The sequence below is a fragment of the Streptomyces sp. NPDC032745 genome, assembly GCF_055579465.1.
In genome coordinates, this window is the sequence record NZ_JBVING010000007.1 from 225401 (window position 1) to 238996 (window position 13596).

Below are 13596 nucleotides of genomic sequence, written 5' to 3' on the forward strand. Positions count from 1 at the left end.
CGGGTCACGCCGAGGAGCCGCTTGACCTCAACCTGACTTGAGGTTGCACGATCGGTGCATGACACAGGCAACCGCGGACACGGGGTTCCGCTACCAGGATCTGAGCCGGCTCATGGCACTCATGACCGGGGCCGAGAAGCACGGGCCCGCCGCCACCTCCACGCTCGACGTGCTCTGGGTGCTCTACGACCGGGTGCTCCGCGTCGGGCCGGCGAGCGCCGAGGAGCCCGGGCGGGACCGGTTCCTGCTCTCCAAGGGGCACGGGCCGATGGCGTACTACGCCGTACTCGCCGCCAAGGGGTTCTTCCCGGTGGACTGGCTGAGCGGCTTCGGCTCGTACGGGTCCCCCCTCGGGCACCACCCGGACCGCACCCTGATCCCCGGAGTGGAGATCAGCAGCGGCTCGCTCGGGCACGGGCTGCCGCTCGCCGTCGGCAGTGCGCTCGGGCTGCAGGCGCAGGGGCTGGACGAGCCGGCGGTGTGGGTGCTGATCGGGGACGCCGAGCTCGACGAGGGCAGCAATCACGAGGGCCTCGCCTACGCCGGCGCGGCCGGGCTGGAGCAGCTGCACACCGTGGTGATCGACAACGACTCCGCGACGCACGGCTGGCACGGCGGGATCGCCTCGCGCTTCGAGGCGGCCGGCTGGTCGGCGGTGACCGTCGACGGCCGGGACCACGCGGCGCTGCACGCCGCCTTCACCACACCGCATCCGGGCCGGCCGCACGCCGTCGTCGCCCGTGTCGAGAAGAAGCAGTAGGGCAGGGGGAAACATGGACACCATGCGGGAGCGGTTCGTCTCGGTTACGTCGCGCGCGCTCGACGAGGATCCCCGGCTTGCGCTCGTGCTCGCCGAGATCACCATGGACGGGTTCCGGCCCGACCGGCAGCGCCACCCGGCGCGGGTGATCAACGTCGGGATCAGGGAGCAGCTGCTCGTCGGAGTCGGTGGCGGGCTGGCCCTCACCGGGCTGCGGCCGATCATGCACACCTTCGCCAGCTTCCTGGTGGAGCGGCCGTTCGAGCAGGTCAAGCTTGACTTCGGGCACCAGGGCACCGGCGGGGTCCTGGTCAGTGCGAGCGCCAGCTACGACTGGCCGGCCGCCGGGTTCACGCACATGGCGCCGGGTGACGTGGCCCTGATGGACACCCTCGACGGCTGGACGGTCCACGTGCCGGGGCACCCGGACGAGGCCGAGGCGCTGCTGCGCCACGCGTACGCCGCCGGGGACGACAAGGTGTACGTCCGGCTCTCGCAGCAGTCGAACGCCGCCCCGCGCCCGGTGGACGGCCTGCGCCTGCGGACCGTACGGGAGGGCAGCGCCGGGGCCGGTGTCGTCGTCGCGGTCGGCCCGCTGCTGGACAACGTCCTCGCCGCGACGGCGGGGCTGGACGTGACCGTCCTGTACGCCACCACCGTGCGGCCCTTCGACGACGCGGCCCTGCGCGAGGCCGTCGGACGCGCCACGACCGATGTCGTCCTCGTCGAGCCGTACCTGGCCGGCACCTCCACCGCGGCCGCCGCCCAGGCCCTCTCCGACGTCCCGCACCGGGTCCTCGGCCTCGGCGTCGGGCGCGCCGAGCTCCGCCGCTACGGCACGCTCGAGGAGCACACCGCCGCGCACGGTCTGGACCCGCACTCCCTTCGCGAGCGGATCGGCACCTTCCTCCGGTGAGGCCCCCGCCGGTCGCCCGTCAGTTCCCCGCCAGTTCCGGATGGGCCGCGGCCAGGCGTCCGGGGGCCGCCTGGAGCCAGGAGTCGACCAGGATCGCGCGCAGCTCGGCGGCGCCCTCCAGCGCCGCCAGGCGGACGCGGAGCCAGGCGTAGTTGTCGTCGTGGCCTTCCCGGACGAAGAACTTGTCCGGCTCGGCGGCGATCAGCTCCGCCCGGTCCTCCTTCGGGCATTTCACCCCGATCGAGGTGTCGTCCTCGCCGAGGGCGGCGAATATCTTCCCGCCCACCCGGAACGTGGGCATGCCCCAGGCGAGCTTCTCGCTGCTGTCGGGGAGCGACAGCGCGGTCGTACGGACGTCCTCGGCGGTCACGGCCATCCCGCGACTCCTCTCCGGCCACCGGTCGGGCTTCGGGCTGATGTCGTCGACCGTAACGCCCGGCACTGACAGCCGCCCCCGGGCAGCGGTCCCTGCGTACGGCCTCAGCCCGCCCTCATCCCGCCCGCAGGCCGTCCTCGCGTGCGTGGATGACCTCCAGCAGCTCCGCGGCCAGGGATTTGGCCGTCGCCAGACCCGCCGTCCCCCACCTGCGCGGCTCAAGGTCCACGGCGCACACCGTGCCGAGCACGATCCCCTGCCGGTCGGTCAGCGGCGCCCCCAGGTACGACCGCACCCCGCTCTCGTCCACGACCGCGTTGCCCGCGAAGCGCGCGAAGTCCCGTACGTCCTCCAGCGCCAGCGCCCGGCGCCGCACCACCACATGCGGGCAGTACCCGTGGTCCCGGGGCAGCACCCGCGCCGGGTACCCGCTCGCGGGGGCGTCCGGAGCGTGGTGCAGACCGGCGAAGAACTGCCGCTCCTCGCCGATGAAGTTGACCCCCGCGAACGGGGCCTCCAGTACGTCGGCGATCTGTCGGGCGAAGCCGTCGAGCTCCGTGTCCGCCCGTTCCCCCAGGCCCAGTTCGCGCAGCCGGACGGTGCGGGCGGGCGCCTCCCGGTCCACCGGCGTGAGCAGCAGGTGTCCGGTCGACTCGTAGTACGTCATCGCGGGTTCCCCCCATCCCAGGACTTCGCTGAAGTCGCTGAAGTCGCTGAATTCGGTGCGTTCAGTGCGTTCGGTGCATTCACTGGGTTCGCTGAAATCGCCGACCTCGCCGACCTGTCCGCCGCCGCCGTGAAGAGGAGGTGGTGGACCAGCGCGGCCAGGGCCCCCGTCCCGGAGCTCGTCAGCCGCGCGTCGCACCGTACGACGGGCACCTCGGGCCCGAGCCCCACCGCCTCGCGGACCTCGCCGGCGGTGTAGCGGTGGCCTTCGTCGAACTCGTTGACGGCGACGATGAACCCGATGCCGCGCCGCTCGAAGAAATCCACGGCCGGGAAGCAGTCGGCGAGCCGGCGGGTGTCCGCGAGCACCACCGCGCCGAGCGCGCCCGCACACAGCTCCTCCCACAGGAACCAGAAGCGCTGCTGCCCCGGCGTGCCGAAGAGGTACAGGACGTGCCGCTCGTCCAGGGTGATCCGGCCGAAGTCGAGCGCGACGGTCGTCGACGTCTTCGCCTCGACCCCGTCGAGCGGGTCGGGGCCCTCGCTCAGACCGCTGAGCAGCTCCTCCGTGCACAGCGGCTCGATCTCGCTGACCGCGCCCACGAAAGTCGTCTTGCCCGCCCCGAACCCGCCCGCGACCAGGATCTTCAGCGTCGCGGGCAGGACGGCGGCGGGGCGGGTGTCACAGTCGTCGGCGTAGGCCATCGAGCACCGCCCGGAGCAGGTTCTGGTCGTCGGCGGCGAGGTACCCGGCGCCCGGGAACCGCGGCGCCTGCGCCGTGACGGCCCCGTATTCCATCAGGTCGGACAGCAGCACCTTCACCACCACCGCCGGCAGCCGCAGCTGTCCGGCCACCTCGGCGACGGTGACGGCCGCGGAGCCCGCGCACAGGCGCAGCGCCAGGGTGTGCTCCGCGCCGAGGGGGCCGCGCGGACGCACTCCCGTCGCGGTCACCAGGGACAGCAGGTCGAGTGCGACGGCGGACCGGGTGCGCCCGCCGCTGGCCGTGTACGGGCGCATCACCCGGCCCGCCGAGTCGTCGAGCCAGGGTGTGTCGCGCGGGACCCCCATGCCGTACGCGGCGCGGGCGGCGCGCATCACTCCGGGTCGCCGGCGGGCCGCCGCGGCGGAGCCGCCAGGTACGGGCGGACGCTCTTGACCAGCATCGCCATCTCGTAGCCGAGCACGCCCGCGTCGGCCTCCCGGTCGGCCAGGACCGCCAGGCAGGTGCCCGCCCCGGCGGCCGACACGAACACGAGCGCGGTGTCGAGCTCGACCACGACCTGCCGGACCTCCGCGCCGTCCCCGAACCGGGATCCGGCGCTCCGCCCGAGCGAGTACAGCCCGGACGCGAGTGCCGCCAGGTGGTCGGCGCTGTCGTTGTCGAGGCCGTGCACGCAGGTGACGAGGCCGTCCGCGGTGAGGAGTACCGCACTGCGCGTGTAGGGGACCCGCTGGACCAGGCCGCTGAGCAGCCAGTCGAGATCCGAGAGCCGACTGGTCTTCGTCGCCGCTTCGCCGCCCATGGTGGTGCGCTCCTTGCTGAGGTGAGAGGTCGGGGTCATGGCTGGTTCTCCGACTGGGCGAGGCCGAAGCCCCGTTGGAAGGCGGCCATCAGGCCCGGGTCGTGCACGGCTTGTTCGGGTGCGCCGGCCCGCCGCGGGGCGGGGGCGTCCCGCAGCTGCGGGGCGAGGTGGTGCTGGGCCCGGCGGCGGGGCAGGGGAGGCCGGTCCGGGTCCGTGCGGGCGGCCGGTACGGACACCGTCATGGGTACGGGCGGCGGGGACACGGGGGCCATGGGCTGGACGGGCACCGGGGGCTGGACGGGCACCGGGGGCGCGGGCTCGCGCCCGGCGGCCCCCATGGCCGGCCCGACGGCCGGCTCCACGGCCGAGCCCGTCGACGCCTCCGCCGCCCACCCCGTGGCGAAGGGCCCCGCGGATGTCCCCGCTGCCGGGCCCACGTCCGGGGTCCGGCCCGGGATCAGAACCCGTGTCACGTCCAGACCCAGGTCCAGGCCCAGGTCGAGGGTGGTCTCGGCGGCCGGCGCCTCCCTCGGCTCCCAGCGCTCCGTCTCCTGCCGCACCGGCCCGGGCCGGGTAAGCGTGTCCGGGCGCGGCGCGGGCGGGGCCGCCCACGTCGGTGCGGCCTGCGGCCGCGCGGCGGCCGGCGCGGGCTCCGGCCGGGGCTGCGGCTCCCGTCGCGGCTGCCGCTCCGGCTCCGGTCGCACGTGCTGCTCCGGCTTCGGCTGTGGCACGGCCACCCGTACGGGCTCCAGCGGGGGCATGCCGCCCCCCTCCCCGGTCCCCCACGAGGTGGCCCGGGAGCCCCCGAGCGCGTCGGCGGCGCTGGGCGCCTCCGCCCCCAGCAGTTCTTGCGGCAGCACGAGCACGGCGAGCACGCCGCCGTAGATGTTGGACTTGAGCTCGACGGCGATCCCGTGCCGGCGGGCCAGCGCCGAGACCACGAACAGGCCGATCCGGCCGTCCGCCAGCAGGTGCCGGACGCTGATCTGGTCGGGGTCGACGAGCAGCGCGTTCATCCGGTGCTGCTCCGCGGCCGGCATGCCCAGCCCGCGGTCCTCCACCTCGACGGCGATGCCGGCGGTCACCCGTTCGGCGCGCACCACCACGTCGGTGTCGGGGGCGGAGAACACGGTGGCGTTCTCGACGAGTTCGGCCAGCAGGTGCACCACGTCGGCGACGGCGTGGCCGCGTACGGTGCCGCCCGCCGGGGGCACCACCTTGACCCGCGTGTACTGCTCGACCTCCGCCACGGAGGAGCGCAGCACCTCGCTCAGGTCGATGGGCCGGGTCCACTGGCGCCGGGACGCGGCGCCGCCGAGCACGGCCAGGTTCTCGGCGTGGCGGCGGATCCGGGTGGCGAGGTGGTCTACGTGGAAGAGCTCCCTGAGGAGGTCGGGGTCCTCGACCGTGTCCTCGAGCTCGTCGAGCAGCGAGATCTCCCGGTGCACGAGGGACTGGAGCCGGCGCGCGAGGTTGACGAAGACCTCGACCTTGCGGTCGCTGTCGGACGGCGCGGCCGGGCCGGCCAGCCGTACGAGGGTGGTGTGCGCCTGTTCGCGGGCGCCGCGCAGCTCCTGGGAGAGCAGCCAGAACTCGTCCACCCGGGCCGGGTCACTGCCCGGCGGCGGGCCCGTCGGACCGCCGCGGACCGGGCGGACCGGCGGCTCGCCCCGCTCCAGCCTCTCGGCGGCGGTCCGCAGCTCCTGGCGGCCGCGCACGCTGGAGCGGCGCAGGGCCTCGCAGCGGTCCCGGACGGCCTTGGCGGAGCGCTGGGCCCCGAGCAGGGCGGCGGCCAGCGCGCCGACGACGAGCAGGGCGCAGCCGGCCAGGACCGGCCACAGCCGGGCGTCCCGCTCCCCCGCGCCCCCGCCGAGCTGCAGCGTGAAGATCACCGCGGCGGCTCCGCTGAGCGCTGCGGCGAGCGTCGGCAGCAGGGCGGCGCGGACCAGCTGGGGGCGTATCTGCCGGCCGGGACCGGTGACGGCGTGTCTCGACGGGGCGTGGCGGGCGGCGCGGAGTCCGGACATCGGCGTCCTCTACGTGGGGCCCGGGCCCCACGTGGTTCCGGGGCCCGGTGTTGATCACCGGATACCCACGCTAGACCGCACGATCCCGCCCCTGACAGCCAGTTGGGGAACTTGACCGGGCTGCTTCCCGCTCCCGGCGGAGCGCTCGTACGACAGCCCGAATCCGCCGGGGGCGCACGTTCGCAGCCGCCGTGCGCGACGCACACCCCCCGGGCCGACGCTGCTCCGGAGCTGCTCTTACGAGCCGACGGCCTCCGGTTCCCCGTGCGCCACGGCCGGCGGCCGCGCGGTCGCGACCGGGCGGGACGGTGTGGCGGGCACGGGCGGGGCGGACGCCACGAACGGGCGCCACCACGGCTCGCTCGGGGCATCCGCGTCGCCCGGTTCGAACGGCTGGCCCGGGATCGGCAGCGCGATCGCCGCCCCGGTGGCCTGGGCGGCGGTCACGGTGCCCTCGCCGGGCTCGTCCCACGGGTGCGGGGCCAGGTTGAAGGTGCCCCAGTGGATCGGCAGCATCGTGCCGTGCGGGATCCCGCCCTGGAGGTCGAGGTGGGCGCGCATGCCCTCCTCGGGGGTCATGTGGATGTCGGGCCAGTACTCCGAGTACGCACCGATCTGGATCATCGTGGCGTCGAAGGGGCCGTGCTCGGCGCCGATCTCCCCGAACCCGGGGAAGTAGCCGGTGTCGCCGCTGTGGAAGATCCGGTGTTCCTCGCCCGCGACGACCCAGGAGGCCCACAGGGTGTTCTGCTGGTTGCGCAGGCCGCGCCCGCAGAAGTGCCGGGCCGGCGTGGCCGTCAGCGAGAGCCCCGCGATCTTGGTGCCCTCGTTCCAGTCGAGCTCCCGCAGCCGGTCCGGCGACACCCCCCAGCGCTCCAGGTGGGCGCCCACCCCGAGCGGGACGGCGAAGACCGTGTCCGTACCGGCCAGCTCCTTGATGGTCGGCAGGTCGAGGTGGTCGTAGTGGTCGTGCGAGATCACCACGACGTCGACCGGCCCCAGCGAGGCCAGCGGTACGGGTACGGGGTGCAGCCGCTTGGGCCCGGCGAACGGGAAGGGAGAGCACCGCTCGCCCCACACCGGGTCGAACAGCACCCGCCGCCCGTCGATCTCCGCGAGTACGCCGGAGTGCCCCATCCAGGTCAGGCGCAATCCGCTGACCGGCGGCTTCGCCAGCTCGGCGAGGGTCGTCGGGTAGACCGGGATGGGAGCTCCGGGGTTCCGCCGGATCCGCTGCTCCTTGTGGAAGTAGATCTTGGCGAACTCCATCATGGAGCCGGAAGGCCTGGTCCGGGCCCCGACCGGGTTCTGGAAAACACCGTCGGCGAAGTTCGGCGAGCGGTGGATCCGCTCCAGCCGCGCGCCGGACGGATCCGCGCCGAAGGCTTCGGGCCGCAGGGCACGCAGCCGTGGACGCAGGGGACGGGAGCCGGTCAAAGCGCCTCCTGGGAGGTGGGACGGATGGGCGTGAAGGGCCGTACTGGTTTCCGGTCTATCACCATGCCAACGCGCACCGGCCCCGAAGGATTCCGCCGCGCGTCCCCGTCCTCCTGCCCCCGTCCCCTTCCCCTGCTCGGCTACCCGGCCACCCCGCTGCTCCGGCGCCCCGCCCCTCCTGCGCCGGGCTAGAGCGGCAGCAGGTCCGGACGCTTCGCCTCCACGTGGTCCCCGGAGGACTCCCCGCGCAGCCGCCGCCCGATCCACGGCACCAGGTACTCCCGCGCCCACTGGATGTTGTCCCGGGTCACGTCCACCGAGCCGCGCGGCTGTTGCGGCGGCCAGGGCTGGTCGGGGTCGGCCGGCACCTCGAACCCCAGCACCTGGGCGGCGCGCAGCGCGACCCGGGTGTGCCCCTCGGGCGAGAGGTGCAGCCGGTCGTCGTCCCAAGCACGCCGGTCCTGTACGGACTTCAGCGACCAGAGGTCGAGCACCGGGCAGTCGTAGCGGTCGGCGATGGCGCGCACATGGGCGCTGTACGTGGCCACCTTGCCCCGGAGGTGCTTGAGGACCGGCACGCCGCGGGTGTCGAAGCCGGTGGTGATCATGACGTGGCCGACGGCTCCGGTGAGGTCGGCCACGGCCGCCTCGAACCGCTCCGCCACGTCGTCGGGGTCGCTGCCGGGCCGGATGATGTCGTTGCCGCCGGCGCAGAAGCTCACCAGGTCCGGTGCGAGCTCCTTGGCCCGGGGGACCTGTTCGGCCACGATCTGGTCGAGGAGGCGCCCCCGCACGGCCAGGTTCGCGTACCGGAATTCATGTTCCTCGCGCTGATCGGCCAGGAGTACGGCCAGCCGGTCCGCCCAGCCGAGAAAGGTCTCCCCGGGCCCCGGGTCCCCCACACCCTCGGTGAAGCTGTCCCCGATCGCCGCGTACGAGCCGATGGTCTTGAGTGTCGTCTTCGTCGCTGCCACGAGAACACATCCTTCACCCCGGCACGTGACCTACGCCACCGTAGGAAGGGGTTGACGGACCGTGATCTATACCACCTGGTCGGTACGGAATAACAAGGCGTGGGGCCGGGACCCCCCTCGGGTCCCGGCCCCACGAGTCCGGTTGCCTCGCTCCGACGGCGGGAGCCGTCAGATGCTCACGCCCTTGGTGCGGAGGTAGGCCAGCGGGTCGATGTCCGAGCCGTAGGACGGTCCGGTGCGGATCTCGAAGTGCAGGTGCGGGCCGGTCGAGTTGCCGGTGGAGCCGGAGAGGCCGATGGTCTGGCCGCCGGTGACGCTCTGGCCGGCCGAGACGGAGAGCTGGGACAGGTGGCCGTACTGGGAGTACTTGCCGTCCGCGTGCCGGATGACGACCTCGTTGCCGTACGCGCCGGCCCAGCCGGCGGAGACCACGGTGCCCGCGCCCACGGCCCGGACGGTGGTGCCGGAGCTCGCGATGAAGTCGACACCGGTGTGGTAGCCGCTGGACCACATGGCTCCGGGGGTCTTGTACTGGGTCGAGATCCCGCCGCCGACGGGGGCGACGAAGCCGGCGGCGGTGACCGTACCGGCGGAGGACTTGGCGGCGGTGCTCTTCTTGGCGGGCGCGGCGGCGGCTGCGGCCGCGGGGGCGGCGGGGGCCGGCGCGGCGTCCGAGGAGCCCTTGCCGTCCGAGGCCGAGGACTTCTTCGCCGGGGCCGGAGCGGACTCCTCGGCCGGAGCCTGCGCAGCCGGAGCCGCCCCGCCCCGCGCACCGAGGGTCAGCTTCAGCCCGGGGTGGATCAGCGACGGGTCGGTGCCGACGGCCTCGCGGTTGTCGGCGTACAGCTGCTGCCAGCCGCCCGAGAGGTGGCGGTCCTGGGCGATCTTGGAGAGGTAGTCGCCCGGCACGACCGTGTAGACGGCCGGCGCGGACTGCGCGGCAGCGGCGGGCGCGGCCTGCAGCGCCACCGGAACCTGCGGGGCCTGCACGGGAGCCGTGGCGGGGGCGGCGACCGCGTGGGCGCCGGCGGCACCCAGCAGCGGCAGCGCGAGGGCCGCACCACCGGTGCCTGCCACGGCGAAGCCGCGCGCCACGGAACGGGACTTGGGACGGCGGTGCTTACCCTTTGCAGGCATGGCGAATTCCTCTCCGTCGCCTGCGAGGTGAGCTGTCGGGTTCGGACTGGAGATGTCCGGCCGTACATGAACGGAGCATGTACGGCTTCACCCCGAGCTGCGCCGATACAAAGATCGGGAACAGCGGCTTACCTGGTTCCCCCGCTCCTGCCGCGCGCGTGAATAGTCGGGTGCGGTTTCCGGACGGCGGCAGGATTCGGCGGTCCATCCGGATCGATCGCGAAGGTAATCGAGTTCAGCCGCACGGAACAAGCCACGAATTTCCTGACGGATTCACAGGCCGGGGAGTTCGGCGGAATTCCGGTCACCCTCCGTCCATTCCCCGCCGCCAACAACCGCCCCGGCCGGGCCTTTCGACTTCGACGATCAGGCACTCACGGTCACCGTATGATCTGGCTCACGGGGCTGCACCCGATCTCGCCTCCGGTTATGGCAAGTTGGCCCCAAGTAGCGTAATTCGGACATCCCACGACGACGCGGAGGAGTTCCCGTGACCCAGCAGATACCCCAGCCCCCGCGGACGGAGCCCGTACCGGAGCCGGAGCTGGCCGGAGTGCGCAACTTCCGCGATGTGGGCGGCCTTCCGACCACCGACGGACTGAGGGTCAAGCCAGGAAAACTGTTCCGTAGCGGACATCTGGCACATGCCACCGAAACCGACGCAGAATTCCTCGCGTCGCTCGGCCTCCACACGATTTTCGACTTCCGCAACGGCGCCGACCACGCCCTCGAGGGACCCGACGTCGAGCTTCCCGGCGTGCGGAACGTCAACATCCCGCTTTCGGATCCGGCCGACGGCAAGGAATTCTGGAAGATGGTCCGCGGGGGCGATCTCGAGCAGCTCCGCGGAATCCTGGGCGAGGGGAAGGGAGCCGCCCGGATGGCCAACTCGTACCGTTCGATGGTCAAGCACCGCACCGCCGAGCACGGCCGGGTCGTGCGCGCCCTCGCCGAGGACAGCGTTCCGGCGCTCATGCACTGCGCGGCCGGCAAGGACCGGGCCGGCCTGTCGATCGCCGTCACCCTGCTCGCGCTCGGCGTCGAGCGCGAGGCGATCGTGGCGGACTACCTGGAGTCCAACGCCCCGCACCGCCGCTACCGGGTGCGCCGTACCAGTGACGCCCCCGAGGCCCGCTCCCCCGAGGTGATGGAGCTGCTCTCCCCGCTCTTCGACGCCCGCGCCGAGTACCTGACGGCCGCCTTCGACACCATCGACGAGCACTGGGGCGGGGTCGACCGGTACCTCGCCGAGGGCCTCGGACTCACGCCCGAGACCCTCGACCGGCTGCGGGAGCAGCTGCTCGACCGATGACCCGGCGATGACCCGACCGACGGCCCGGCCGGGAAACCGGGCAGCGGAGCAGGCCGTCAGCCGCCGCCGACGGCCTGCTTCACCAGCGTCCTGCCGAAGTCCCACATCAGAGCGCCTCCGCCGTGCGCCTCGTCCATGACCGCGCGGAAGGCGCCGACGAACCGGTCGACGTCCCGCTCGTCCACGATCAGCGGCGGGATGAGCTTGATGACCTCCAGATGGTCGCCGGAGACCTGCGTCAGGATCCGGTGCTTCTGCAGCAGCGGCACCACGACCATCTGGGCGAAGAGCCCCTTGCGGGCCGCCTGGAGCATGGTCCACCGGCTGCGCAGCCCCAGCGAGGACGGCCGCCCGAACTCGATCCCGATCATGAGGCCGCGCCCCCGCACCTCGTGGAGCAGCTCGTACTCGTCCACGAGCGCCGCGAGCCGCCCGCGCAGCAGGTCGCCCATCGCGCGGGCGTTCGCGACCACCGACTCGTCCTCCATGACGCAGAGCACGGCCAGCCCGGCCGCCATCGCCTGCGCGTTGGATCCGAAGCTGGCGGAGTGCACCAGCACCCGGTCCATGGACGAATAGACCTTTTTGAAGATCCAGTCCTTGCCCAGGGTCGCGCCGACCGGCACGTAGCCGCCCGACAGTGCCTTGGCCACGCACACCAGGTCCGGCTCCACGCCCGGCTCGTGCTGGTACGCGTAGAAATCGCCGGTCCGGCCGAGGCCCGTCTGCACCTCGTCGGCGATCAGCAACGCCTTGTGCCGGTGCAGCAGCTCCTGCGCTGCGAGCAGGAACCCGGGCGGGGCCGCGAGCACGCCCTTGCCCTGGACCGGCTCGACGACGAAGGCGGCGACGTCGCCCCGCTTCAGCTCCCGCTCCAGGGCTGCCAGGTCCCCGAGGGCGATCTTCGTATCGGGCAGCAGCGGCGCGAAGCCGTCCCGGAACCCGCCCTCCCCGTTGACCGAGAGCGAACCCGCGGTCAGGCCGTGGAAGGCGTGGTCGCAGTAGAGAACCCTCGTCCGCCCGGTGGCGTACCGGGCGAACTTCAGGGCGGTCTCCACGGCCTCGGTGCCGCTGTTGCCGAAGAAGACCCGGTCCAGGTGCGGGCTGTGGGAGAGCAGCTTCTCCGCCAGCAGCCCGGGCAGCGGCTGGCAGTCGAAGCGGGTCAGATCGGCGAGCTGTGCGTCCAGGACGTCGTGCAGGGCCTGGCGGACCACCGGGTGGTGGCGGCCCAGGCCCATCACTCCGAACCCGGCCAGCATGTCCAGGTAGTCGTTGCCGTCGGCGTCCCAGAAGTGCGCGCCCTCGGCCCGTACGTAGACCTTGTCGAAGCCGATCGTGTGCAGCATCCGGGGCAGCTGGTGGTTGAGGTGCTTGGTGTGCAGCTCGTACCGTTCCCCGCCCCGCTCGTCCAGCAGGGCGCGGAGGTCGAAGCCGGTCACTGCTTCTCCCGGTTCCCCGAGACCGTCTCCCGGGCCGCGCGCAGGGACTCCTTGAGGGAGCCCATGGTGGCGAGGACGGCGGTGGGCTCGTAGCCGCAGTGCGCCATGCAATTCGCGCAGCGCGGGTCCTTTCCGCGGCCGTACTTGCTCCAGTCGGTCTCCTCGATCAGTTCCCGGTACGTCGGCACGTAGCCGTCGCTCATCAGATAGCAGGGGCGCTGCCAGCCGAAGAGGGAGTAATTGGGAATGGCCCAGGCGGTGCAGGGGAAATCCACCTTGCCTTCCAGGAAGTCGAGGAAGAGCGGGGAGTGGTTGAGCCGCCAGCGCCTCCGGTTTCCGCCCGCGAAGGCCTTCTTGAAGAGTTCCCTGGTCTGTTCGACGCCCAGGAAGTGTTCCTGGTCAGGGGCCTTTTCGTAGGCGTAGGCGGGCGAGATCATCATTTCGTCGACCTTGAGGTCGTCATTGAGGTAGTTGAGCACCTCGATGATCGTCTGCGGGGTGTCGGTGTTGAAGAAGGTGGAGTTGGTGGTGACCCGGAACCCGCGCCGCTTCGCCTCCTTGATGGCGGCGACCGCCTCGTCGAAGACGCCTTCCTTGGCGACCGACTCGTCGTGCCGTTCGCGCAGCCCGTCGATGTGCACGGCGAAGGCGAAGTACGGGGACGGGGTGAACTTCTCGATCTTCTTGCGCAGCAGCATCGCGTTGGTGCAGAGGAACACGTACTTCCGCTTGGCCACCAACTGCCGCACGATCTCGTCGATCTGCGGGTGCATCAGGGGCTCGCCGCCCGCGATGGACACCATGGGTGCGCCGGACTCCAGGACGGCGCCGACGGCCTGGGCGACCGGCATGCGCTGCTTGAGCACGCCGGCCGGGTGCTGGATCTTCCCGCACCCCTCGCAGGCCAGGTTGCAGGCGTAGAGCGGCTCCAGCTCGACGATCAGCGGGAACTTCTCACGCTTGCGGAGCTTCTGTTCGAGAAGATACGTCCCGACCCTGATGGACTGTCGCAGTGGCATGGCCAT

General features: G+C 72.5%; 14 protein-coding genes and 1 riboswitch. Of the genes, 3 read left to right on the forward strand and 11 right to left on the reverse strand.

The window, feature by feature from the left end; genetic code table 11:
• Positions 1-58 precede the first annotated feature (58 nt).
• Both ACZ5WG_RS20150 and ACZ5WG_RS20155 read left to right on the forward strand, forming a co-directional pair.
• On the forward strand, positions 59-760 hold the full coding sequence (locus ACZ5WG_RS20150) for a transketolase (RefSeq protein ID WP_468724789.1): 702 nt from the start codon (positions 59-61) through the stop codon (positions 758-760).
• Positions 761-773: 13 nt separating this feature from the next.
• Complete coding sequence (locus tag ACZ5WG_RS20155) at positions 774-1676, forward strand: transketolase family protein (RefSeq protein ID WP_468724791.1); 903 nt, start codon at positions 774-776, stop codon at positions 1674-1676.
• 19 nt (positions 1677-1695) lie between these two features.
• Here ACZ5WG_RS20155 and ACZ5WG_RS20160 read toward each other — a convergent pair whose 3' ends face one another.
• The 9 genes from ACZ5WG_RS20160 to ACZ5WG_RS20200 form a co-directional block, all read right to left on the reverse strand.
• Complete coding sequence (locus ACZ5WG_RS20160; protein WP_468724793.1) at positions 1696-2052, reverse strand: MmcQ/YjbR family DNA-binding protein; 357 nt, start codon at positions 2050-2052, stop codon at positions 1696-1698.
• Positions 2053-2167: 115 nt separating this feature from the next.
• Positions 2168-2719, reverse strand: a complete 552-nt coding sequence (locus ACZ5WG_RS20165) for a GAF domain-containing protein (protein WP_468724794.1) — start codon at positions 2717-2719, stop codon at positions 2168-2170.
• Positions 2716-3423, reverse strand: coding sequence for a GTP-binding protein (locus ACZ5WG_RS20170; protein WP_468724796.1), 708 nt, complete (start codon positions 3421-3423; stop codon positions 2716-2718). The genes ACZ5WG_RS20165 and ACZ5WG_RS20170 overlap by 4 nt, the downstream gene beginning before the upstream one ends.
• Entirely contained in the window at positions 3401-3790 is a 390-nt protein-coding gene (locus tag ACZ5WG_RS20175) for a DUF742 domain-containing protein (protein ID WP_468725060.1), read from the reverse strand. Before ACZ5WG_RS20175 ends, ACZ5WG_RS20170 begins: the two co-directional genes overlap by 23 nt.
• 26 nt (positions 3791-3816) lie before the next feature.
• Positions 3817-4245 carry a roadblock/LC7 domain-containing protein gene (locus ACZ5WG_RS20180; RefSeq protein WP_383510688.1) on the reverse strand — a complete coding sequence of 143 codons (429 nt, stop codon included), beginning with the start codon at positions 4243-4245 and terminating at the stop codon, positions 3817-3819.
• A 35-nt stretch (positions 4246-4280) separates the two neighbouring features.
• The gene (locus tag ACZ5WG_RS20185; RefSeq protein WP_468724797.1) at positions 4281-6272 is read right to left on the reverse strand and encodes a sensor histidine kinase; all 1992 of its coding nucleotides are present in this window, start codon (positions 6270-6272) and stop codon (positions 4281-4283) included.
• A gap of 237 nt (positions 6273-6509) precedes the next feature.
• Entirely contained in the window at positions 6510-7709 is a 1200-nt protein-coding gene (locus tag ACZ5WG_RS20190; protein WP_468724799.1) for an MBL fold metallo-hydrolase, read from the reverse strand.
• Positions 7710-7897: 188 nt separating this feature from the next.
• A complete protein-coding gene (locus ACZ5WG_RS20195) occupies positions 7898-8683 on the reverse strand; it encodes an SGNH/GDSL hydrolase family protein (RefSeq protein ID WP_467944781.1) in 786 nt (261 codons plus the stop codon).
• Positions 8684-8851: 168 nt separating this feature from the next.
• On the reverse strand, positions 8852-9820 hold the full coding sequence (locus ACZ5WG_RS20200) for a LysM peptidoglycan-binding domain-containing M23 family metallopeptidase (protein WP_468724801.1): 969 nt from the start codon (positions 9818-9820) through the stop codon (positions 8852-8854).
• 2 nt (positions 9821-9822) lie between these two features.
• Positions 9823-9999: riboswitch (cyclic di-AMP (ydaO/yuaA leader) on the reverse strand.
• 311 nt (positions 10000-10310) lie between these two features.
• On the opposite strand from ACZ5WG_RS20200, the gene ACZ5WG_RS20205 reads away from it, so the two are divergent.
• Positions 10311-11132 carry a tyrosine-protein phosphatase gene (locus ACZ5WG_RS20205; RefSeq protein ID WP_468724803.1) on the forward strand — a complete coding sequence of 274 codons (822 nt, stop codon included), beginning with the start codon at positions 10311-10313 and terminating at the stop codon, positions 11130-11132.
• Between the two features lie 56 nt (positions 11133-11188).
• On the opposite strand, the gene ACZ5WG_RS20210 is transcribed toward ACZ5WG_RS20205, so the two are convergent.
• A complete protein-coding gene (locus tag ACZ5WG_RS20210) occupies positions 11189-12571 on the reverse strand; it encodes an aspartate aminotransferase family protein (RefSeq protein ID WP_468724805.1) in 1383 nt (460 codons plus the stop codon).
• Positions 12568-13596, reverse strand: a complete 1029-nt coding sequence (hpnH, locus tag ACZ5WG_RS20215; protein WP_468724806.1) for an adenosyl-hopene transferase HpnH — start codon at positions 13594-13596, stop codon at positions 12568-12570. Before hpnH ends, ACZ5WG_RS20210 begins: the two co-directional genes overlap by 4 nt.